Source organism: Pedobacter deserti, assembly GCF_024436415.1.
Taxonomy (GTDB): domain Bacteria; phylum Bacteroidota; class Bacteroidia; order Sphingobacteriales; family Sphingobacteriaceae; genus Pedobacter; species Pedobacter faecalis.
This window is the reverse complement of record NZ_JAFMZQ010000001.1, coordinates 691,798-712,976: the sequence shown is the minus strand read 5'-3', so window position 1 is coordinate 712,976 and position 21,179 is coordinate 691,798. Positions and strand designations below refer to the sequence as shown.

Annotated in this window: 21 protein-coding genes; 8 read left to right on the top strand and 13 right to left on the bottom strand. The window is 47.8% G+C overall.

What is annotated here, in order from left to right:
* Position 1: 1 nt before the first annotated feature.
* On the bottom strand, positions 2–703 hold the full coding sequence (locus J3P40_RS03315; RefSeq protein ID WP_256002957.1) for a GNAT family N-acetyltransferase: 702 nt from the start codon (positions 701–703) through the stop codon (positions 2–4).
* 359 nt (positions 704–1,062) lie between these two features.
* Here J3P40_RS03315 and J3P40_RS03310 point away from each other — a divergent pair, with 359 nt between their 5' ends.
* The 3 genes from J3P40_RS03310 to J3P40_RS03300 all read left to right on the top strand — a co-directional run bounded on the left by J3P40_RS03310 (position 1,063) and on the right by J3P40_RS03300 (position 3,310).
* Complete coding sequence (locus tag J3P40_RS03310; RefSeq protein ID WP_256002956.1) at positions 1,063–2,211, top strand: M28 family metallopeptidase; 1,149 nt, start codon at positions 1,063–1,065, stop codon at positions 2,209–2,211.
* An 82-nt stretch (positions 2,212–2,293) separates the two neighbouring features.
* Positions 2,294–2,608, top strand: coding sequence for a YbaB/EbfC family nucleoid-associated protein (locus J3P40_RS03305; RefSeq protein ID WP_256002953.1), 315 nt, complete (start codon positions 2,294–2,296; stop codon positions 2,606–2,608).
* 24 nt (positions 2,609–2,632) lie between these two features.
* Complete coding sequence (locus J3P40_RS03300) at positions 2,633–3,310, top strand: metal-dependent hydrolase (RefSeq protein WP_256002950.1); 678 nt, start codon at positions 2,633–2,635, stop codon at positions 3,308–3,310.
* A gap of 2 nt (positions 3,311–3,312) precedes the next feature.
* Here the strand turns inward: J3P40_RS03300 and polA are convergent, their stop codons facing one another.
* Positions 3,313–6,123, bottom strand: a complete 2,811-nt coding sequence (gene polA / locus J3P40_RS03295) for a DNA polymerase I (RefSeq protein ID WP_256002947.1) — start codon at positions 6,121–6,123, stop codon at positions 3,313–3,315.
* Between the two features lie 77 nt (positions 6,124–6,200).
* Here polA and J3P40_RS03290 point away from each other — a divergent pair, with 77 nt between their 5' ends.
* Together J3P40_RS03290 and J3P40_RS03285 are read left to right on the top strand one after the other, a co-directional pair.
* On the top strand, positions 6,201–6,977 hold the full coding sequence (locus J3P40_RS03290) for a hypothetical protein (RefSeq protein WP_256002945.1): 777 nt from the start codon (positions 6,201–6,203) through the stop codon (positions 6,975–6,977).
* Positions 6,978–7,047: 70 nt separating this feature from the next.
* Positions 7,048–7,710, top strand: coding sequence for a hypothetical protein (locus J3P40_RS03285; protein WP_256002944.1), 663 nt, complete (start codon positions 7,048–7,050; stop codon positions 7,708–7,710).
* A 1-nt stretch (position 7,711) separates the two neighbouring features.
* Here J3P40_RS03285 and J3P40_RS03280 read toward each other — a convergent pair whose 3' ends face one another.
* From J3P40_RS03280 to trmB, 3 genes are read right to left on the bottom strand one after another with little or no spacing between them, the layout of a single operon-like run.
* Entirely contained in the window at positions 7,712–8,272 is a 561-nt protein-coding gene (locus J3P40_RS03280) for a DNA-3-methyladenine glycosylase I (protein ID WP_256002942.1), read from the bottom strand.
* A gap of 17 nt (positions 8,273–8,289) precedes the next feature.
* Entirely contained in the window at positions 8,290–8,622 is a 333-nt protein-coding gene (locus tag J3P40_RS03275) for an MGMT family protein (RefSeq protein ID WP_256002939.1), read from the bottom strand.
* A gap of 19 nt (positions 8,623–8,641) precedes the next feature.
* Entirely contained in the window at positions 8,642–9,292 is a 651-nt protein-coding gene (trmB, locus tag J3P40_RS03270) for a tRNA (guanosine(46)-N7)-methyltransferase TrmB (RefSeq protein WP_256002936.1), read from the bottom strand.
* A 113-nt stretch (positions 9,293–9,405) separates the two neighbouring features.
* On the opposite strand from trmB, the gene fcl reads away from it, so the two are divergent.
* Positions 9,406–10,335 (top strand): GDP-L-fucose synthase, encoded by a 930-nt coding sequence (gene fcl, locus J3P40_RS03265; protein ID WP_256002935.1) that lies wholly within the window; start codon positions 9,406–9,408, stop codon positions 10,333–10,335.
* 39 nt (positions 10,336–10,374) lie between these two features.
* Entirely contained in the window at positions 10,375–11,307 is a 933-nt protein-coding gene (locus J3P40_RS03260) for a hydrogen peroxide-inducible genes activator (RefSeq protein WP_256002934.1), read from the top strand.
* An 11-nt stretch (positions 11,308–11,318) separates the two neighbouring features.
* Here the strand turns inward: J3P40_RS03260 and J3P40_RS03255 are convergent, their stop codons facing one another.
* The 4 genes from J3P40_RS03255 to J3P40_RS03240 all read right to left on the bottom strand — a co-directional run bounded on the left by J3P40_RS03255 (position 11,319) and on the right by J3P40_RS03240 (position 15,757).
* Positions 11,319–11,846 (bottom strand): OmpA family protein, encoded by a 528-nt coding sequence (locus J3P40_RS03255; protein WP_256002933.1) that lies wholly within the window; start codon positions 11,844–11,846, stop codon positions 11,319–11,321.
* A gap of 99 nt (positions 11,847–11,945) precedes the next feature.
* Positions 11,946–12,551: a superoxide dismutase gene (locus J3P40_RS03250; protein ID WP_256002932.1), complete on the bottom strand. Its 606-nt coding sequence runs from the start codon at positions 12,549–12,551 to the stop codon at positions 11,946–11,948.
* Between the two features lie 147 nt (positions 12,552–12,698).
* Complete coding sequence (locus J3P40_RS03245; protein ID WP_256002931.1) at positions 12,699–13,172, bottom strand: nucleoside deaminase; 474 nt, start codon at positions 13,170–13,172, stop codon at positions 12,699–12,701.
* 38 nt (positions 13,173–13,210) lie between these two features.
* Positions 13,211–15,757 carry a hypothetical protein gene (locus J3P40_RS03240; protein WP_256002929.1) on the bottom strand — a complete coding sequence of 849 codons (2,547 nt, stop codon included), beginning with the start codon at positions 15,755–15,757 and terminating at the stop codon, positions 13,211–13,213.
* Between the two features lie 301 nt (positions 15,758–16,058).
* Between J3P40_RS03240 and J3P40_RS03235 the strand changes: the two genes are divergently transcribed.
* Positions 16,059–17,243 carry a class I SAM-dependent rRNA methyltransferase gene (locus J3P40_RS03235; RefSeq protein ID WP_256002926.1) on the top strand — a complete coding sequence of 395 codons (1,185 nt, stop codon included), beginning with the start codon at positions 16,059–16,061 and terminating at the stop codon, positions 17,241–17,243.
* 24 nt (positions 17,244–17,267) lie between these two features.
* On the opposite strand, the gene J3P40_RS03230 is transcribed toward J3P40_RS03235, so the two are convergent.
* The 4 genes from J3P40_RS03230 to J3P40_RS03215 form a co-directional block, all read right to left on the bottom strand.
* A complete protein-coding gene (locus tag J3P40_RS03230) occupies positions 17,268–17,507 on the bottom strand; it encodes a DUF6814 family protein (protein WP_256002924.1) in 240 nt (79 codons plus the stop codon).
* A gap of 9 nt (positions 17,508–17,516) precedes the next feature.
* Positions 17,517–19,046, bottom strand: a complete 1,530-nt coding sequence (locus J3P40_RS03225) for an MFS transporter (RefSeq protein WP_256002922.1) — start codon at positions 19,044–19,046, stop codon at positions 17,517–17,519.
* 96 nt (positions 19,047–19,142) lie between these two features.
* Positions 19,143–20,198 (bottom strand): nucleoid-associated protein, encoded by a 1,056-nt coding sequence (locus J3P40_RS03220; RefSeq protein ID WP_256002919.1) that lies wholly within the window; start codon positions 20,196–20,198, stop codon positions 19,143–19,145.
* Positions 20,198–20,998, bottom strand: coding sequence for a TerC family protein (locus J3P40_RS03215; RefSeq protein WP_256002917.1), 801 nt, complete (start codon positions 20,996–20,998; stop codon positions 20,198–20,200). Before J3P40_RS03215 ends, J3P40_RS03220 begins: the two co-directional genes overlap by 1 nt.
* Positions 20,999–21,179 lie beyond the last annotated feature (181 nt).

Sequence of the window (21,179 nt, the reverse complement as noted above, 5' to 3'; positions counted from 1 at the left end):
GCTATTTAAATAAAAAGGTAAAGATCGGCAGCAGGGATTTCAGTCCCTTGCTCTGTGGTTTTGTTTTAAGTACCAGCTTTTGTTTGATGCGCATAAAGCGTTCGTACAAACTCGGGTTCTTATGTAATTCTTCAGCAAACTTCTTGGCAGCGTCATGCTTTTGCACAACCGGATCATAGAGCATAGCCGTGCACATGCAGTTCTTGCGTTCCTTCATTTTAAGAATTTCGAAGTTCACACAACTCTGACAGCCTTTCCAGAACTCTTCATCCTGTGTAAGTTCGGAGTAGGTGACTGGCTCATAACCCAGATCGGAATTGATCTTCATAACGGCAAGCCCGGTGGTAAGGCCAAAGATTTTTGCCTTCGGATATTTCTGTCTGGAAAGTTCAAATATTTTATGCTTGATGGCGTTCGCAAGGCCGGCCTTTCGGTATTTGGGACTTACGATGAGTCCCGAATTGGCCACGAACTGTCCGTGGCTCCAGGTCTCAATATAACAGAAGCCTGCCCAACTGCCATCCTTGTGGAAGGCGATCACGGCCTTACCGTCGGCCATCTTAGCGGCTACATAGTCGGGAGAACGTTTAGCAATACCTGTTCCTCGTGCTTTTGCAGATTCTGCCATTTCTTCACAGATCTCCTCTGCGAAGACACGATGTTCAGGAAGTGCTACCTGCACTATAAAATCGTTTATATTCATTAAGAGTTAACGAAAAAATATAAATGTTCTGATTAATTGTTTTTTGAGAGGCAATCCTCTTCGTAAAAGACCTGAATTAGGATTTTACTCAGATCCGCGGCGTGTAGGTACGCCGGTTCGTAGTCACAAAAAACACGGGCTCGGAACGTTCATTAAACAGACATCTCAGGACCATAGTGCTGGCCTCTTGAAGAGTCGGTTTATGCGCTGCGTGTTTGATCATTTCTTATGTGTAAATAGTTATTTGAATGTATTGAGGCGCAAAGGTTTAAATAAATATTGAGTTGTGCAACAGGTTTTATGTTTTTTTACACTTTTTAAGGGATGATGAAGGTCGGGTTTATTACCTTTAAACGCATATGAAAAGCCTGGCCTGTATTGTGTTCATTCTGCTGACTGGCTTGTGCCGCGCACAGGATCCTGATGGTGTCAAACATACCGTAGCAGAACTCTCCTCTGCAGCCATGTGGGGCCGTGGTTATACGAAGGGCGGCATGGCTCGCGCGGCCGACTACATTACCGAGATGTTAAAGCGCCATGGGCTCCAAGCGGTCGACAGCACCTACCGGCAAACATGCACTTTCCCGGTCAATACATTCCCCGGCAAGATGGAAATGAGTGTAGATGGGCGGCGACTGGTTCCCGGGCGCGACTTCATTGTACACCCCGCTTCCAGGGGACTTACTGCCTCGGGCAAACTGGTGCAGACCGACAGTCTTACGTTCATAAACCCCGAAAACCGGATCGCGCTTGTTCTGAAAGACAAACTGACATGGTCGGTGTCGCAGGAGCTGGCGGATTATACGGCGTTGGAAGTGAAAAAGTCGGCCGCCGGACTTGATCCAAAGGAGGTATCGGTCGATATTGAGAACATGTTCATACCGGAATTTAAGGCCGACAATATCAGCGCTCTCGTTAAAGGCACCCGTCGGCCCGATTCGCTCATTGTGCTGACCGCACATTATGACCACCTGGGCGGAATGGGCAGCGACACCTTTTTCCCGGGTGCCAATGATAATGCCAGCGGTGTGGCTTTCCTGCTTAGCCTGGCCGGGTACTATGCCAAGCATCCGCAGCCTTATACCATCATGTTTATCTTTTTTGCCGCAGAGGAAGCCGGACTGGTCGGCTCGAAATATTTCACCGAGCATCCGCTGGTGCCGTTAGAGCATATCCGGTTTTTAGTGAATGTCGACATGGTCGGAACCGGCGAGGCCGGAATAACCGTGGTAAATGCTACGTTGCATCCGCGGGAGTTTGGCTGGCTGACAGCGCATAACGAGCGTAAACGTTACCTCAGCAAAATCAACGCAAGGGGCGAAGCGGCAAATAGTGACCATTATTTCTTCACTCAAAAGAATGTACCTGCTTTTTTTATCTATACTCAAGGCGGCCCTTCAGCCTACCACGATATCAATGATGTTGCCGCAAAGCTGCCGCTGACCGAATACAGCGATCTTTTCCGGCTGTTCCGTGATTTTACAAAGGCGCTGATGGAAATTAGATAGTTTCACCGACAGATTTTAAACCAATTTGCTTTAATTTCGTTTCCTTAATAACGCGTAACGTATTACATAAAACCCGTTAACTATGTTCGACAAACTCATGGCCGCTCAGCAAAAAGCTGACGAGATAAAGAAAAGACTGGACACCATTTCTGTTTATGGTGAAGTTGAAGGCGGTAAGATCCGCGTAACCGCTACTGCGAATAAAGCGCTTACTGCAATTGAAATAGATGAAAGCTTCCATAAGGAGGCCGACAAAGAGGAACTGGAAGAACTTCTGCTTACGGCGGTTAATAAGGCGCTTGATCAGGCCGAGCAGGTAAGCGCGGCAGAGATGCAGAATATGACCAAGGATATGCTTGGCGGATTGAGTAACCTCGGTGCCATGTTTGGTCAGTAACCGTTAAAGTAAAGACATTTAGAGATGAAATACACCTATTACGGCCAGTCCTGCTTCCTGCTCGAAGCAGAAGGCAAGAAGTTTCTGTTCGATCCCTTTATCAGCGGCAACCCTTTGGCAAAAGATATCGACATTGATGCTATCGAAGCCGATTATATTTTGGTGAGCCACGGTCATGGCGACCACGTCGCGGATCTTGCGCGTATCGCTAAGCGGACCAATGCCCGGGTGATCGCCATGGTAGAGGTAGCCGAATGGATCAGCAAACAAGGCGTAGAGAACGTTGTGGATATCAACTTCGGGAAGTCAAAACACGACTTTGGAGCGCTCAGAACGGTATGGGCCGTACACAGCAGCGCCAATCCCGACGGCAGCTACGGCGGCAACCCGGCCGGATTTGTACTGGAGCTGGAAGGAAAAAGCATTTATTTTGCCGGAGATACGGCTCTGACCCTGGAAATGAAGATCCTGGCTGATCTTTACAACCTGAGCTATGCGATCCTGCCGATCGGCGGACATTACACCATGGATGTAGACGATGCCTTAATCGCAACAAAGTATCTGGAGTGCAACACGGTGATCGGTGTGCATTATAATACTTTCCCGCCAATCACTATCGACGAAGAAGAAGCTGCAGCGAAATTCAAACGGGAAAACAAGACCCTGCTGTTACCTGCAATCGGAGAAACGATCGAGTTGTAAAATTAATGCGCTAAAAGCCAGTTTTCACCTTCCCCGATCTCAACCTCAATGGGAACAGCCGTCTTAATGGCTGTTTTCATTCTGTAGGTGATGATCTCTTTCATAACCGCAACCTCAGAACGCAGGACGTCGAACACCAATTCGTCATGTACCTGCATGGTCAATTTTGACTGCAAACCTTGAGAAGCCATGTCGCGGTGGATATTGATCATCGCCACCTTAATCATGTCGGCAGCCGAACCTTGTATCGGCGCATTGATCGCATTTCGTTCCGCATAACCACGAACCGTCTGGTTGGCGGAGTTAATGTCCCGCAGATAACGCCTGCGGCCCAGAATGGTTTCTACATAGCCATTCTCGCGGGCAAAATTCATGGTGTCTGACATATATTTCTTAATGCCGGGATACTGTTCGAAATATTGTGCGATGATTTCGGCGGCTTCTTTCCTTGGAATACCGAGGTTCTGTGAAAGACCAAAGGCCGACTGTCCATAGATAATGCCGAAGTTGACCGCCTTGGCGTTTCTCCTTTGTGTCGCATCTACCGCAGCGATATCAACACCATACACCCGAGCTGCCGTTGCGGTATGGATGTCTATTCCTTTGTCGAATGCGTCCAGCATGTTCTCCTCCTTACTGATATCCGCGATGATGCGCAGCTCAATCTGCGAATAATCCGCAGAAAGCAGAATATGATCGGCGTCGCGCGCAATAAAAGCTCGGCGAACCTCCCTGCCCCGCTCCGTGCGGATGGGAATATTCTGCAAATTCGGGTTATTCGAACTAAGGCGTCCGGTGGCTGCTACCGCCTGGTTAAAACTTGTATGCACACGGCCTGTTTTAGGGTTCACCATCAGCGGCAGCGCATCCACGTAGGTCGACTTCAGCTTTTGAAGTTGTCTGAACTCTAAAATATCCTGTACAATATCGCTCTTGGTGGCCAGTGCCAGCAGTACGTCTTCTCCGGTCTGGTACTGACCAGTCTTTGTCTTCTTCGCTTTAGGATCGAGTTGCAATTTATCAAACAGCACCTCTCCCAGCTGTTTCGGCGAGGCTATATTGAAACATACACCACATTTGTCGTGCACATTCTGTTCGTATTTTCTGATTTCCAGCTCCAGCTCTTTCGAGTAGTTTACAAGCGTATCCATATCAATGCGTACGCCTTCCTTTTCCATATCGGCAAGTACATAGATCAGCGGGTTCTCCACCTCTACGGCAAGTCGCTCCGCGTTAAGCTCTCTCAACATAGGCTTGAACACATTAGCAAGCTGTAACGTGACGTCTGCATCTTCGGCAGCGTAATCTACTACCTTGTCGACAGGTACATCACGCATCGTGCCCTGGTTCTTGCCCTTTGCGCCAATAAGCGAGGTGATGGATATCGGCGAATAACCAAGGTAGTTCTCCGACAGTACATCCATGCTATGGCGCGTATCCGGATCGATCAGGTAATGTGCCAGCATGGTATCAAACAGTTGACCTTTGACCTGCACGCCATACCATTTAAGTACCAGCATATCGTATTTGATATTCTGGCCGATCTTAGCAATCGCTTCATTCTCCCACACCGGCTTGAACTCCTCAATAATCAGCATAGCCTCATCCCGGTCCGCCGAAAGCGGAATGTAATAGCCTTCGCCAGGAACAATACAAAACGAAATACCTACCAGATCGGCGGCATTGGCATCCGTACCCGTGGTTTCTGTATCAAACGAAATGCTTTCCTGGGCGAGCAGCAATCCGATCAGTTCCTTGCGTAATTCCGAGGTGTCGACCAGTTTATAATGGTGCGGTGTGTTTTCAATGGTTTTCGCAGCAGGCTGCTCAAACATAGCGGGCGGCACCACGAAGGTGGTCGACTGACTGCCAGCGTCTGTTGTTGCATTGCCAAACAGGTCTGTCTGCTGGCCAGCGCTGCCTTTGGCTTCGTTTACGTTGAAGCCCTCGCCAAATACCCGCTTGCCAATGGTACGGAACTCGAGCTCGGCAAACAGCGGCTCCAGCAATTCGCGACTGGGTGGTTCCAGCTCAAGTGCCTTTTCGTCGAACTCGACCGGCACGTCGAGCAGTATCGTGGCCAGCTTTTTTGAAATGATTCCCTGCTGCGCATACATCTCCACGTTCTCCCGCTGTTTACCCTTCAATTCATGCGCGTTGGCGATGATGTTCTCTACTGAACCATATTGTTTGATCAGTAACTTCGCGGTCTTCTCGCCAATCCCGGGTATTCCCGGAATATTGTCGACCGCGTCACCCCAAAGGCCCAGAATATCGATAACCTGCTCTACACGTTCTACTTCCCATTTCGCAAGTATTTCCTTCACACCAAGCACCTCCATATCGTTACCCATACGGGCGGGCTTATAAATGAATATGTTATCGGAAACAAGCTGTCCGAAATCCTTGTCCGGCGTCATGCAGAACACCTGAAATCCTGCACGCTCAGCCTCCTTAGCTAGTGTCCCAATGATATCATCAGCCTCATAACCGTCTTTGGTGATCACCGGAATCTTAAATCCCTCTATCAGCTTGAACACATAAGGCAGCGCCCTGGCCAGATCTTCCGGCATCGCCTCCCTGTGGGCCTTATAACCTACAAACTCCGTGTGTCTGTCGGTCGGCGCATCCGTATCGAACACAACCGCAATATGTGTAGGCTTTTCTTTTCTAAGTACCTCAAGCAAAGTATTGGCAAAACCCATCACTGCCGATGTGTTAATGCCTGTAGAGGTAAACCTCGGCGTCTTGCTTAATGCAAAATGCGCGCGGTAAATCAGTGCCATGCCATCAAGAAGGAAGAGTTTTTTCATAGGTAATATCTGAATTTGCCTTTAGGATCGGCATAAAGATAAAAAATAACTTATATTTAAGCATTTGACGCGAATTTATGAAAACCAAACTAACGCTTATCTTCCTTGCATTGTGTCTAACAGCCAGTGCACAGTTGCCATCAAAGGCCCTATTAGACATGGTCACACTCACTGGTCTTAAAAATGAAATAAAGCCAGGGTACGGTACAACCTTACAAGACCCCATATGCACAGGCGCGTTTCTGGATATCAGCAATACGACCGCTGTCCGCGAAAAGATGTTCAGACTAATGAACAGTTATCGCTGGGCTGACGGCAGTAAACTGAATTTTTCGAAGCGGGTAAGCTATACAAGGCCGGATGGCTCGGGAATAACGGACTGTTACATGATTCCAAAACCAGGAACTTCAGATACCCTTCGGCTCTACGTAGATCCTTACAAAAACACAGATATCCATTTCATACCTGAAGGCCTCGCCATGCTGTCGCTCGCCACAATTGGCAAAGAAATCTCGCCGTACGTTGAGGAGATCAAAGCAATTGAAGCGGCGAGCGATGCCTTCATCCTAAAGGAGGCCTCTGGAAAAATATTGCAATACATCAGCAACACCTTCGCTCTGGCTGGCTTTCTGGACCGGGATGCTCTGCAGATTATAGCGGACGACAAGCAGGCCAATGCCGAACTGAAAGGATTTCTTGTACGCGCATACATTCTGAACAAATTTTACGCCTACGCGCATAACCTACCCGAGCCACAGAAATATGCTTTCGAGAAAATGAAGGAAAACTTTGCGGAAATTACGAAAGCACATCCTGATCTTACAACCGGTAATCTTAGTGCTGCTTTGAGATAGACAGTTTGAACAACATTGTCTATCTTGGGCCGTTTAATGTCATATGAAACACCGGTATCTAATCCTTTTCTTGGCACTTCTATCTTCTCTTGCATTAAGAGCTCAGGACGTTGTCCTCATCTCCGAGGGCAACTATGTACGGGGAACCATTCAGGGCACAAACTATGCTTCTGTTATTTTGAAAACAGAGGACGGTAAAGTAAGCCAGTATGAGGCCACCAAGATCAAAGAATTTATCTGGAATGGGCAAACCTACGTAAGTAAGCCGATCATCATTAAAAAGAAGATGGAGCATCGCTTTTTCAGGCTTCTGGAATATGGGGCGGCCAATCTGTATGCCATTGGAGGTACCGACGCCGGCATCGATGAGCCGCAACCGAAAGCGGCCCCCAGAGTGCGTCCCTCAATCGCTATTGGAGGCGGAAGCGGTGGAATGGGCGGTCTGGGCGGCGGCGTGGGCATCAGCATTGGTAGCGGTCGCAGGTCTGAGCCCGGAAAACAGAAACAGAAAATGCCGGAATCCTATTTTATTGAAAAGCCGGGAACCGGGCCTATGATTGAAATCCCGGTAGAAGGCGGCAACTCGGAAAGCAAGAACCAGCACATTAAAAATGCGCTGCTGCAAAAACTAACGAACGACGAGGACCTGGCAGAGCGGATTAAAGCAACGGAAAATTTTGATGCCAAACTGATCCGGGCATTTGTTGCTGCCTACAACGATATGAAAAAATAGGCTACCTGCTGATACAATCTACCCGGTGATCGTTCACCATTCCGGTGGCCTGCATATGGGCGTAACATATCGTTGTACCGAAAAATTTAAAGCCCCGCTTTTTCATGTCTTTGGCAATCGCATCGGAAATAGTGGTCCTGGCCGGAACATCCTTCATACCTTTTACCTCATTCAACAATGGCTTTTTGCCCGGCAGAAAGCCCCAGATATAGTCCGAAAAGGAACCGAATTCTTTTTGTACGTCTATAAAAAGCCGGGCATTGGTGATGGCGCCATTCACCTTGAGGCGGTTTCTGATAATTCCGGGGTCGTTCATCAAGCGCTCAACGTCCGTCTCATCAAATGCCGCAACCTTTTCAACATCAAACCCCGCAAATGCCTTCCGATAGTTTTCCCGACGCCTCAGGATCGTAATCCAGCTTAGACCGGCCTGTGCGCCTTCCAGGATCAGGAATTCGAATAAGGTCTTATCATCATAAACGGGCTTACCCCATTCTTCATCATGATACTTCACATAAAGCGGGTCTGTTCCGCACCAGTCGCACCGGATAATCTCTGCCATATTTGATTGTTTTGCTTTTAACCATTTAACTCCATAAGCGGATCCCAAAACACCGCTTTAAAGTTCTGCACCTTATTGTTCTTCACCACAATTCCCTCTGCTTCGAGAAGCTCCTGCATCCGTTCCGGTGTTTCGAAATGAAATTTGCCGGTTAGCAGGCCACTGCTATTAACCACACGCTGCGCGGGAACCGGAGGATGCGCTTTTCCTGCATGTGCCATGGCATAACCGACCATTCTAGCAGAACCTCCAGCGCCTAGACTTCTTGCTATGGCCCCATACGAGGTGACCCGCCCTTCGGGCACCAGCCGCACCAGCTCAAACACCTGATCATAAAAGCTTTGCTCCATCCGCATAGGCTATCCACTTTTACTCGAAAGAGAACTGTATGTAATTGATATTTTTATCGTGTTTCAAATAAATACGCTCGTAGTGCGTCTTAATGCGCAGCACCTCATTGTCAAATTCCGACTGATACAGGTGATCGGTCTGCTTATGGCAAACCAGCCCGAGTTCGGCGACCTTCTCAGCGGTATAGGCGTATAAGCCGTCATTGTCTGTCTTAAGGTTGATCTTGCCGCCCTTTTTCAGGAAAGTACGATACTTGTCGAGAAAGCCGGGAAAGGTAAGCCGCTTGCGCTCGCGGCTCAACTGCGGCTGCGGATCGGGGAAGGTGATCCAGATCTCATCCACCTCTGCTTCTCCAAAATAATCCATGATATCTTCGATCTGGATTCTTAAAAAAGCCAGATTAGCGATATTCTCATCAATGCCCGTCCGCGCACCACGCCATATCCTGTTTCCTTTGAGGTCTACCCCTATAAAATTCTTTTTTGGAAACAGTTTGGCGAGACCCACAGAGTACTCTCCCTTGCCGCAGGCGAGCTCCAGCACAACCGGATTGTTATTCTTGAAATGTTCAGCTGCCCACCTGCCCTTTAAGGGCTTTCCGGCGTCGAGCTGGTATACGTTGGCGAAAGTATCGATCTCCGCGAACTTCCTTAATTTGTCTTTACCCAATGCAATAGTATATTGTCATACAAAAATATACAAACTTTAGATTCTTTGCCGCTTGCCCCAGCACTTATCCGTCGTCATTTTGTATTTTTGCACCCGCATCATAGCATTTAATCGTGGAAAAAAACGCAAAAGTATATATCGCCGGCCACCGGGGGATGGTGGGTTCGGCCATTTACCGCAAACTGGTCAAGGAAGGTTTCAGCAATATCGTCACCCGCACATCTGCGGAACTGGACTTGAGAGATCAGCAGGCTGTTGCCAGTTTCTTTGAATCTGAGCGGCCCGAATATGTCTTTCTTGCCGCTGCTAAGGTTGGCGGTATCGTAGCTAATAACACCTACCGTGCCGATTTCCTTTATGAAAACCTGGCCATTCAGAACAACGTGATTCACCAGTCGTATCTGAACGGGGTCAAAAAGCTGATGTTTCTGGGTTCAAGCTGTATTTATCCCAAACTAGCCCCTCAGCCTTTGAAGGAAGAGTATCTGCTTACTGGGCCGCTGGAGGAAACCAATGAGCCTTATGCTATCGCGAAGATTGCAGGCATCAAGATGGCCGATGCCTATCGCGACCAGTATGGCTGCAACTTCATTTCGGTGATGCCAACAAACCTCTATGGATATAATGATAACTATCACCCGCAGAACTCGCATGTGTTGCCTGCCTTGATCCGTCGTTTTCACGAAGCTAAAGTGAATAACAGTCCCGAGGTTGTTATCTGGGGTTCGGGCTCACCCATGCGGGAGTTCCTCTTTGCTGATGACCTGGCCGAGGCCTGCTATTTCCTGATGGAAAGCTATAACGAATCCGGACTGGTAAATATCGGCACAGGCGAAGACCTGAGCATCAAAGACCTGGCCGGCCTCATCAAAAAGGTGGTCGGCTATGAAGGTGAACTAAGATTCGACAGCTCTAAACCCGATGGCACGCCGCGCAAACTGATGGATGTGTCTAAGCTGCACGCCCAGGGCTGGAAGCATAAAATCGAACTTGAAGAAGGCATAGCGCTGGCGTATCAGGATTTTCTCAAAAAGCATAGTTAAAAACAATATATTTGCTAGAGACCAATCAGCTTTAGCTATATGACCTTAGTTCAGCTCGAATATATTGTGGCGGTTGATACCTACAGAAGTTTTGTGGGCGCTGCAGAGAAGTGCTTTGTAACGCAACCTACGCTCAGTATGCAAATCCAGAAACTGGAAGAAACACTAGGCGTAAAACTGTTCGACCGCAGCAAACAGCCTATTGTCCCTACCGAAATCGGGGCGCAAATTATTGATCAGGCCCGGCTGGTGCTGCATGAAAGCAATAAGATCAAAGAACTGATCAACACCCAGCAAAAAGACATCAGCGGAGAGCTGCGTATAGGGATTATTCCGACAATTGCCCCCTATCTTCTGCCAAAGGTTATTGCGGCCATGATGGAGAAGTACCCCGACCTGCGCCTGCTGATCTGGGAGTACACAACAGAAGATATTATGCATCACCTGAAGACTGGCGTACTTGATTGTGGTATTCTTGCCACGCCCCTTGCCGATCCGGGAATCGAGGAATATCCGCTATACTATGAAGATTTCGTAAGCTACATTAGCAAGAACAGTCGCCTTTACAAGAAGAAAGCGGTAGAAGCCGAAGACCTGGAGACAGAAAATATCTGGCTGCTTAACGAGGGCCACTGCATGCGCTCGCAGGTGCTTAACATCTGCCGGTCCACCAAGCAAAACCGCCTGCAGGGGCTCACTTATAACACAGGCAGCGTGGAGACCCTGATACGCATGGTAGACATGAACGATGGCGCCACATTACTGCCCGAACTGGCGCTGGAAGAACTAAGCAACAAACAACTCAGCAAAGTCCGGCATTTCAAATCGCCGCAACCGGTGCGGGAAGTTAGTCTGGTGACCAATAAGAACTTCATAAAAAAGCGAATGCTGAATGCACTCGCTGAAGAGATCCTGAATGTGGTGCCCAAGACCATGAAGCAGAAAAAGAAAAAAGATATTGTGGGCATATAGCCCACAAATCCTTATTTCTGCACTTCGAATTCTACACGTCTGTTCTTCGCACGTCCTTCTTCAGTACTGTTTGAAGCAGTCGGCTGTGTAGACCCGTGGGCTTTAATGGTCAGGTTGTTTGCGCTGATGCCGGCATTGATCAGGTATGACTTCACAGAATTGGCCCGATCATTTGAAAGCGACATATTGTGTTCTGCAGAACCTTCCACAGACGAATGTCCGTGTAGGATAAACTTCACGGAAGGATCTTTCTTCATCTCCCTGGCAATTTGATCAAGGGTTTCAAAAGAAGCCGTTTTAAGCACTCCCGAATCAAACTCAAAGAGCACATTTCTAAAATTATAATTTGGCTTTTCCGGTGCTGGGGCTGGTTTCTCCGGCGCCGGAGGTGCTGGCGGGACCGGTCTTACGGGTTCTGGCTTAGTCTCTGCCACCGGCGGCGTTGGCTTAGCGGCAATCTTCTTCGTTTTGCAAGCCTGCAGTGAAACAGCCATAAGACCGATCATCATGAAGGTTAGCGGGTTCTTTAACATTTTCATTTGTTTGTGTATTGGTTTATGCGTGAAAAATACGAAAATTAATAAAAAAGAGGACCACCCGAAAGCATCCTCTTCACCATTTTGAATTATAAAGTGCTATTATGCTTTTTTGAAGCGCTCAGCTACAGCATCCCAGTTTACCACATTCCAGAACGCTGCGATATAATCAGGACGTCTGTTCTGATACTTCAGGTAATAGGCATGCTCCCATACATCCATACCCAAAATAGGCGTGCCTTTCACTTCAGCAACATCCATTAGCGGGTTGTCTTGATTTGGTGTAGACGAAACGATCAGCTTTTTATCAGCGCCAACGCTTAACCAGGCCCAGCCAGATCCAAAACGGGTAGCGCCTGCTTCGGCAAACTTGGTTTTGAAATCAGCAAATGATCCGAAGGCGGAATTGATCGCCTCAGCAAGCTCGCCAGTAGGCTCTCCGCCCTTGTTCGGCCCAATAACCTGCCAGAAAAGGGAGTGGTTATAATGGCCACCGCCGTTATTTCTAACCGCTGCCGGGAACTTTGAAATATTTTTGATGATCTCTTCGATGCTCTGATTGGCCTCAGGCTTACCTTCTAAAGCTTTATTTAGGTTGGTTACATAAGCCTGGTGGTGCTTGCCATGGTGAATTTCCATGGTTTGTTTATCGATATGCGGTTCTAATGCGTCGGTTGCGTATGGTAACGCAGGTAGTTCAAAAGCCATAATAAATGATTTAAGGTTTAAAATTATATTTCCAATTTCTGCTCAGCACGGCCGGTAAAAATTGTTTGAGAACAAACTTAGGCAATAACGCTAAGCTTAACAAAGATAACATACCAAGGTTAAAAATTGTTCAACACTTTGTCAACTTTAACCCCTTTTGTTCAGGAAAAATTGCTTCATCAATGTAGCACACTCATCTGCGAGCACCCCGCCCTTCAGGAGTGTCTTAGGATGCAGCAGCTTATCGCCTTTAGAAGTAAAACCGCATTTAGGCTCAGAAGCGCCGTACACCACCCGGCTGATCTGTGTCCAGTAACTTGCTCCCGCACACATGACACAAGGTTCTACGGTTACATAGAGTGTACAGTCACGCAAATATTTTCCGCCAATGGTTTGCGAGGCTGCAGTAAAAGCCTGCATCTCGGCATGAGCAGTGACATCATTAAGCTGTTCGGTTAGGTTGTAGCCCCGCCCCACGATCCTGTTCTTGCATACCACAATTGCGCCGATAGGGATCTCTTCTGCCTCGTAAGCCTTTTTCGCTTCCTGCAAGGCCAGCCGCATATAATGTTCGTCTTCCGCTTCGGGCTGTGTTTCTCCTGAAAAATTGTAAAATGTCATCGGCCCAAAGATACGATATTCCCTACATCTGGATGGGACTAACGGCGTATTATACCGAAGTAACTTGCCAATCTACCGTTGACATCAATTCCCTGTACGCTAAGGTGCAATTCAGCGTCTACAACATTTTCAGGCAAAGTCAGGCTCGCGTTGCCATACTGATCTGTGATGAGTCGAGGTTCCCAAAACAGTGTCGCGTAGCCGGAAACCGAATCGCTATCTTGAAACCTCGGCACAAAAAATTTTCTGGGGAACACTATGGCCATTGGATTGGGGTCTGGTCTAAAATAACGAGAATACGTCAATTCAATTATGGCAGACTCCTCTTCCTGTGCCAAAGGAGCCGGAACACCAGCTTTTGCAAAAGCTTCAACAGTCTTTCTGGTATGACCATGTGTGAATTGCTGCGGTATCTTGGAGGGATTATAAGCATGAAGATACTTTTGGCTGTACATCACCTCAATCAAACTAAGACCCCGTGCGTCGAAGACGTTCAGTTTATCTTTCAATGCCTGCGGAGTATCCCCAAGGAATAGCCAGGGATTTCGTCCGAACTTGCCCGACAGGTCGTTAGCCCAAAAGGTTACCCACCGGTCGCCTATTTTTAGCGCATAGCCGCTTCTGTTTTCTAATTTAAGATACCTGCGTTCTATTTTAAGGTCCGGAACTTTCATACTGAGCAGTTGATAAAGGCCTATCGCCTTTGAGCGGACTATATCAACTGAATCCAAGACAACATCTGCAAAGCCCACACCATTGCGGTTATGACCGCTATAATCTCGTTTTTTCCGTTGCTTAATATTTACCTCCTGGAGGAAATTTCCGGTCAGATTAAGTCTGTCTTCCTCCCCTACCGGAATGGCCACCGACAGCCCTGGTTGAAGATTCACATACCGGGGTACGACCTGAAGATCCTGGACATTGGTGAAAGCTAAGTACTTCACATCAACTATCCGGGTCGATGTATCGGGTTCTACTTTCCGAACGGCCGGCCTCTCCAGGTCCTTCCACTCAAAATCGGTCCAGCCCTGCGTAAGCATAAGCAAATCCAGGTCGCCAGCCACTTTATCTCCTCCCTTGATGTAATACCCCGGATTGTTTATTTTACCCTTCAATTCAGAACTAAGCAGAAAATGGGTAACCAGATCGTAACTTCCTGATGTATCAGGTTTGGTGAGGCGACCGTTTGTAACTGCAACTGAAAACTGTCCCATTACCGGGTTGCCGTCTTTGTCTTTTACGGTTAGCTTCAAGCCATTCCCTGTTATGCTTAACTGATACTTCATTCTAAGCTGGTCATGATGATTAATAAACACTGCCCGCTCAGCTAGAGGGCGACCGTTGTATAGCATGACGATCCGCGCAATACCCGTAGGAAAAAGTTTCTTATCGATCATAACACTTGTTTTCTTCGTGTCCAGCTTTTGCTGATAATAGAAGACGCCATTTAGTGTGCCTAATATGCTGAGATCGCCATCATTTGCCAAAACTTGCGCAGAGACATTGTAGCAAACTTTAAGCGTGTCGGGATCCGATACGTCCACCTGCATAGACAAACCGTTTTCGGCTATCGCCGGGAGTTCAAAAGTTTGGCTGACCCCGAGCGGCTTGGTTATTTTAACGGTGTATTTCGTTTTAATGTCCGGAACCATCATAAATTTGCCCATCCCGTCATGCGAGCTCGTAAAGGTGGCGACCTGTCTCTTCGCTTCATTATACACTTCACCAGCAAGATCAACTGCCTTACCATCTACGTTAACGGCCTTGAAAGCGACAACCGCAGGTAGGCCGTTAATCAGTTTCCCGCCTTCGGGGAGAAACTGCAGATCGATTTCCGAGTTCCTTTCAAGCTGCATCAGCGGTAGTTTTGTGATGTATCCGGGCGAGCCACTGCTTATATCCTGCAACTCAATATAAAAGTTGCTCAATTTTCGCCGGCGGTTCAGCTTGTAGCTGAAGTTGAGCTTACCTTCCCGGTCAGTTTTTATCTTCTCATCAACCACGGGTATGTTGGGCGACCGCGACATAAGCTTCACATGGACATCCCGAAGGCCTATAGGCGCATGGCTAACATCCTTTACTTGCAACGCAACATCGAGTTGCTCTCGGCCGCCCTGAGGACTGGCACGTACATCTGAGTTAATGAACCATGAGTGCTGACTGGGCTTCCCGATGTAAAAGGATTTGCTAAAAGCGTGTTCGGTGCTAAAGTTATTGGTCCAATGCGTATACGCATACAACGAAAAAGTACCCTCGCTAAAGATTGCACTATCTATTGCTATCTGAGCAAATCCCAAGCCCTGTTTAATTTCAACGCTTTGTCGGCTAACCATATCAGAACGTTCATTGTAAAACTCTAGAAACAGCAACTTACTCGTGTTACTCGGGCCATAGTTTGAGGCATCGACCACATATGCTTTAAACCATAACGTATCTCCAATTTGATACGCATGCTTGTCTGTGTGCAGGTAGATCTTTTCCCGAGGCAAAAGTGCCAGATTTCGCCTGACCTGTGCAATGGAGCTATCCGCAGAATGAACATCTTCCTGTGCGAACGTAGGCCTGACGATAAAACCGACTGACATCGAAAAAAAAATAAAAAATAGCCGACTGGGCGCTAATATTGCATTGATGAGTGCATAAGGATATAACATGAGAACATTCGTTAATAACCGAATATAACAAAAATCCCAATGTATTTCTCTTACGCTCCACCTCGTTCGGGCTTAATCCGGACTTAATGGCACACTTGTTCGCAAAATGGGGTACCTTTTGCGAACAAGACCCGAATAAATACCAGATCATTTGCGAAGAGAGTGGAACCGAAAATTGGGTATGCTATCCCCGAAATTCTCCCTTAAATCTTTTTTACGCTATTTTTGTGGCATGACTGACGTGATACTAAAGAAAGGCAAAGAAAAGGCGGCATTGCTGCGTCATCCCTGGATATTTTCCGGCGCGCTCGAGCGGTTAAAAGGGAAACCGGAGAACGGTGAGGTTGTAACGGTAAGGTCGGCAGCGAACGAGTTTCTTGCCTATGCATATTACAATGATCAGTCGCGCGTTGCGCTCCGGCTGCTGGAATGGAAAGAAGACGCGGTGATAGACAAAGCCTGGTATTCCGACAAACTAAGCAAGGCAATTGCTGCCCGCAAGCCCTTGCTGGATGAAAATACGGATACCTGCAGACTGGTATTCAGTGAGGCCGACTTCCTGCCGGGCCTGATTGTCGACAAGTACGCTGATTTCCTGTCGGTACAGATCCTGAGTGCTGGAATTGAGCTGGTTAAACACGACCTGATCGATATTCTTGTTGAACTGCTTCAGCCCAGAGGTGTATTTGATAAGAGCGATGCCGGTGCCCGCAAACACGAGAACCTGGCGGCTGATCAGGGTCTGCTTTGGGGTGAACACCCGCCTGAGTTTCTTGAGGTAAAAGAGAACGGTATTAAATACCATATCAATATTGCCGGGGGACAAAAATCCGGCTTCTATTGCGATCAGCGTGATAACCGGGCGATCCTTGCGGCACACGCAAAGGGTAAAAGGGTTTTGGATTGCTTTTCTTACAGCGGCGGTTTTTCACTTAATTGTATTAAACAAGGTGCTGCCGAGGTTACGAGTGTCGACAGCTCGGCATTAGCCATCGAAACGTTACAGCATAATATCAGCTTGAATGGTTTTGATAAGGAGCATCAAAGGAGCATCCAATCGGATGTTAACAAACAACTCAGGGCTTTTAAAGACGAAGGCAGAAAATTTGACGTACTGGTACTCGATCCGCCAAAGTATGCCCCCTCACGGTCGGCGCTCGACCGGGCTGCACGGGCTTATAAGGACCTGAATCGGTTGGGTATGCTTATCCTGGAGCCGGGGGGCTTGCTGGCCACGTTTTCCTGCTCTGGTGCTGTGGATATCGAGACTTTCAAACAGATCATTGCCTGGGCCGCGCTTGATGCCGGCCGGGAGGTACAGATCATCGGACAATTTTCTCAGCCGGAAGATCACCCGGTGCGGGCTTCATTTGCAGAGGGGGAATATCTGAAGGGCTTGCTGCTCCGCGTTTTATAGCGGATCTGATGCTGTGTGACAGAGCTACTCGTCGGGAAGCCTGTTGTACTCGCCTTTAAGCGCATAGTAGCCAAAAACAACCAGTCCGGCGCTGATCGGGATGAATATACAAAGGATAATTCCCCATTGAAGTGCCGTGTTGGTTCTGGCCACACCATCCGGAGCCAGCCCGGTTTTCTCAATAGCCTGAGCAAACAGGAAAATGATCGATGCTGGTCCGAGCAGGATCCAGAATATGCCTAATGCCTTTTTTAATGCGTTCATATGGCTCAATTAATGATCGGCTTCGCCGTGATCGGGTTTACGATTGGACAGATAGACGGCGCCTATAACAAAACTTAAAGCGGCTATGCCTATAGGATACCACAAGCCTGATAGCGGCGTGGAACCAGGGAAACTAGCGATTAAGGTAGCAACGAAGGGCACCAGTCCGCCAAACACCCCGTTGCCTATATGATAAGGAAGCGACATGGAGGTGTATCGGATCTTTGTGGGGAAGAGTTCTACGAGGAATGCTGCAATTGGGCCGTAAACCATAGTGACCAGCAGGATCTGGAAAAACACAAGTGCAACGAACTTCCAAAAGACGGGGGAAGATAATTTTTTGTCTTTGTATACCGGCTCTGCGGTGCTCATCCAGTTGTCCGGCTTCTTGGTGATCAGCTGTTCTTTCGTAAAGGCCGTGCCATCATGCAGCTCATAATGCGTTTGAATCAAGGTAAGGCTATCGCCTGTCTTCACATCCAGCGACTTGGTAACAGCGCCTTCGAGCCGACTACGCACTTCTGTTTGCGGAATGTTACTGAAGTCCGTGTCGTTAAGGAAGATCTGGTATATGGGCCTGTATAACACGACGCCCAGGAGCATGCCAGCCAGCATAATCCATTTCCGCCCTACCTTGTCGCTCCATGACCCGAAGACAATAAAAAATGGCGTCGCAAAGGCGATGGCCCAAAGCAGGATATAACGGGAGTCGTTGAAATCGAGTTTGCAGGTATTCTCCAGAAAGGACTGGGCGTAAAACTGCCCGGTATACCAGATCACACCTTGTCCCATCGTAGCGCCAAACAAAGCCAGCAGAACCATCTTGAAATTGGCTTTGTTCCTGAAGCTCTCCTTAAGCGGATTTTTGGAAACCTTGCCTTCGGTCTTGAGTTTGGTGAACATGGGTGACTCGTGCATCTTCATCCGGATATAGATGGAAACACCGACAAGCAGGATGGAGAGCAGGAAAGGCACACGCCAGCCCCAGTCGGAAAACGCTTCTGCACCCAGCAGGTTTTTGGTAAACACGATGACACCCAGCGAGAGAAAGAGTCCACCCGTCGCCGTGGTCTGTATCCAGCTGGTGAAGAAGCCCCTTTTATTAGCGGGCGCGTGTTCGGCAACATAAGTAGCCGCACCTCCGTATTCTCCTCCAAGGGCAAGCCCCTGCACCAGTCGGAGTATGAGAACGAGTATAGGAGCCGCATATCCAATGCTGGAATACGATGGGATAAGACCAATGAGGAAGGTTGACCCGCCCATGAGCACCAGCGTAAGCAGAAAGGTATATTTACGCCCGATCAGATCGCCCAGGCGACCAAACACAAGCGCTCCAAAGGGCCTGACTATAAATCCAGCGGCAAAGATCGCCAGGGTGTTGATCAGCGCCGAGGCGCCCGCATCAGCAGGGAATAATTGCGTGCCTATGATGGTGGCCAGACTTCCGAAAATATAGAAGTCGTACCATTCAATGAGGGTTCCGAGGGAAGAGGCCCCGATAACTTTAAAAATATTGTTCTGTTTGCTTTCGCCGTTCATTTGGTTAAAATTGGTTAGCAGGCTGGGGCAACCGGGTTGCCGCAAACCTAAAGCTACAATTTATTCCGAATTTAAGGCAGGTGGCCGACGGATAATTTATTGTTCTTCGCGGAAGTAAACCTTGTAGTAGTTCATGGACTTATCATCGTCAAAGCCCTTTTCGATAAGCTCTTTGTCGCCATGAATATAAATGTGGAAGTTTTTGTCAAGTTTAAGTACACTCTTGTATACCCGCGCCTGCTTTTTCACAGCCGCGCCCGAGATATCAAAACTGTCTGGAATTGCAGTTTCGAATTCTTCCTCGTAACTCCGTTTAAAGTTTTTGAAAGATTCGATCCCTTCGGCATTACCGATCACTTCATTGGAGAACTCATCGAGATCAAAACTCTCCTTTTCTTTGAAGTACTTCATCGACTTATTGAGCAGGTCGATCTTGTCGGCCTTGGAGATCTCAAACTCTTCATCGAGCTTTTCGGTAACAAAGCTCTTATAAACGCCCAGTACGCTGTTGGTCTGGTTGAAATTGTCGTTACGAACCCGAAGCTTTAGAAATTCATCTTTCCAGTACACGGCTTCGCTGCTACGGTTGGTCTGGTCGATGACCGCAACGCGATAACCTTCTTCCTTGTCGGTATTGAAAATCAGGCAGCCTTTGTCGAGCTTACTGATGTTGATAGCTTCCTGTTCATAGCTTAGCCCAAAGCCACTGTTTTCCGGGTACACCTTTAGGTAAGTTTCCTTGGTCTCAGATTTAAATATTCCGATGGCATCATGAAGCCCGCCTTCTATTTGAACGTTTTCAAAATAGGCGACATAAAGTTCTCCCGACTTGATCTTGGGGTGGCCCGATACCTCGTACAGGTGTTTGGCTATTTCCTGACTGTGGCTGTGGAATTGCTGCCCGTCTTCAAATATGCTTGCGACGAAGTGGTAAACCTCGTTCAGGTTCAGATCGGCGTTCGGATGGTAGAACCTGTAAATCTCATTGACCTTTTCGAACTGCCCGAGGAAGTATTGCTGCAACAGATTGTTTAGCAAATTGTCTGAAATTGAAACGGATTGCTCCGACAAAACGTAAAACTCGTCCTGCGATTTATTTCCTATCCGGTGTATAGACAGTTCGGATAAGGAGGCCTCAAAAAATGAAATCATTACTGTGCCTGCTCCTTAACATCGCCCTCGTTTGGCATATTACGTAATGTTACAGGTCGCTCCGCATTTTTCTTCATCTTCAGGTTAAGCATCTCTACAAGTACAGAAAATGCCATGGCAAAATAAATGTAGCCTTTTGGAATATGCTGATCCAGACCCTCTGCAAGTAAAGATACCCCTATAAGAAGAAGGAACGACAGGGCAAGCATTTTGACGGTGGGATGCTTATTTACGAAGGTACTGATAGCGCCAGCGGATACCATCATGATCACGACGGCAATGACAACTGCGGCGATCATGATCTCCACGTGGTCGGCCATACCTACAGCGGTAATCACCGAGTCGAGCGAGAACACGATGTCCAGAATAAGAATCTGAGCGATGACACCGGCAAAACTGTGCACTTTACCCTTGACTTCTTTTTCTTCTTCGCTTTCAAGCTTGTCATGGATCTCATGGGTACTCTTATAGATCAGGAAGAGCCCACCCAGGATCAGGATCAGGTCGCGCCCCGAAATGGAGAGCTTTTGCAGCCACTCTGTACTGCTTACCCCAATCAGGCTGCCAAGGTTGAATATCTCTGCGGTAAGGGTCATAACCCAGCTCAACGATAGCAACAGGAGCACACGGGTGATCATGGCCAGCGCCAGTCCTACCTGTCTGCCCTTCTTTTGCTGGTGAACAGGCAGCTTGCCGGATAAGATGGAAATAAAAATGATGTTGTCTATGCCGAGGACGATCTCCAGTACCGTCAGCGTTAATAATGATATCCAGGCCTCTGGGCTGCTCAAAAATTCCATATTCTTTTAAATATTAGGCTAAGATAGAAAAAGCCCGTCGAAAGTATGAACAAGATTTGGCGGTTTTGGTTTTGCTCCGGAGAAGTTTCTGCGGCGCCCGCTCGATTAATTATTCAGTTAAATGTTCCAGACGGCAAATATGTAGTTCAAAATCAATATTTTTGCCGCTTTAATACACTAA

What these genes read in the sequence shown, in the direction of transcription:
- polA (WP_256002947.1), bottom strand. Translation starts at nt 6,123, where the DNA reads ATGAAAAAACTCTTCCTTCTTGATGGCATGGCACTGATTTACCGCGCG.
- J3P40_RS03230 (WP_256002924.1), bottom strand. Translation starts at nt 17,507, where the DNA reads ATGAACGCATTAAAAAAGGCATTAGGCATATTCTGGATCCTGCTCGGA.
- J3P40_RS03275 (WP_256002939.1), bottom strand. Translation starts at nt 8,622, where the DNA reads ATGGAGCAAAGCTTTTATGATCAGGTGTTTGAGCTGGTGCGGCTGGTG.
- J3P40_RS03305 (WP_256002953.1), top strand. Translation starts at nt 2,294, where the DNA reads ATGTTCGACAAACTCATGGCCGCTCAGCAAAAAGCTGACGAGATAAAG.
- J3P40_RS03255 (WP_256002933.1), bottom strand. Translation starts at nt 11,846, where the DNA reads ATGAAAATGTTAAAGAACCCGCTAACCTTCATGATGATCGGTCTTATG.
- J3P40_RS03250 (WP_256002932.1), bottom strand. Translation starts at nt 12,551, where the DNA reads ATGGCTTTTGAACTACCTGCGTTACCATACGCAACCGACGCATTAGAA.
- J3P40_RS03290 (WP_256002945.1), top strand. Translation starts at nt 6,201, where the DNA reads ATGAAAACCAAACTAACGCTTATCTTCCTTGCATTGTGTCTAACAGCC.
- J3P40_RS03215 (WP_256002917.1), bottom strand. Translation starts at nt 20,998, where the DNA reads ATGGAATTTTTGAGCAGCCCAGAGGCCTGGATATCATTATTAACGCTG.
- J3P40_RS03300 (WP_256002950.1), top strand. Translation starts at nt 2,633, where the DNA reads ATGAAATACACCTATTACGGCCAGTCCTGCTTCCTGCTCGAAGCAGAA.
- J3P40_RS03240 (WP_256002929.1), bottom strand. Translation starts at nt 15,757, where the DNA reads ATGTCAGTCGGTTTTATCGTCAGGCCTACGTTCGCACAGGAAGATGTT.
- J3P40_RS03310 (WP_256002956.1), top strand. Translation starts at nt 1,063, where the DNA reads ATGAAAAGCCTGGCCTGTATTGTGTTCATTCTGCTGACTGGCTTGTGC.
- J3P40_RS03280 (WP_256002942.1), bottom strand. Translation starts at nt 8,272, where the DNA reads ATGGCAGAGATTATCCGGTGCGACTGGTGCGGAACAGACCCGCTTTAT.
- J3P40_RS03220 (WP_256002919.1), bottom strand. Translation starts at nt 20,198, where the DNA reads ATGATTTCATTTTTTGAGGCCTCCTTATCCGAACTGTCTATACACCGG.
- J3P40_RS03315 (WP_256002957.1), bottom strand. Translation starts at nt 703, where the DNA reads ATGAATATAAACGATTTTATAGTGCAGGTAGCACTTCCTGAACATCGT.
- J3P40_RS03260 (WP_256002934.1), top strand. Translation starts at nt 10,375, where the DNA reads ATGACCTTAGTTCAGCTCGAATATATTGTGGCGGTTGATACCTACAGA.
- J3P40_RS03225 (WP_256002922.1), bottom strand. Translation starts at nt 19,046, where the DNA reads ATGAACGGCGAAAGCAAACAGAACAATATTTTTAAAGTTATCGGGGCC.
- J3P40_RS03235 (WP_256002926.1), top strand. Translation starts at nt 16,059, where the DNA reads ATGACTGACGTGATACTAAAGAAAGGCAAAGAAAAGGCGGCATTGCTG.
- J3P40_RS03245 (WP_256002931.1), bottom strand. Translation starts at nt 13,172, where the DNA reads ATGACATTTTACAATTTTTCAGGAGAAACACAGCCCGAAGCGGAAGAC.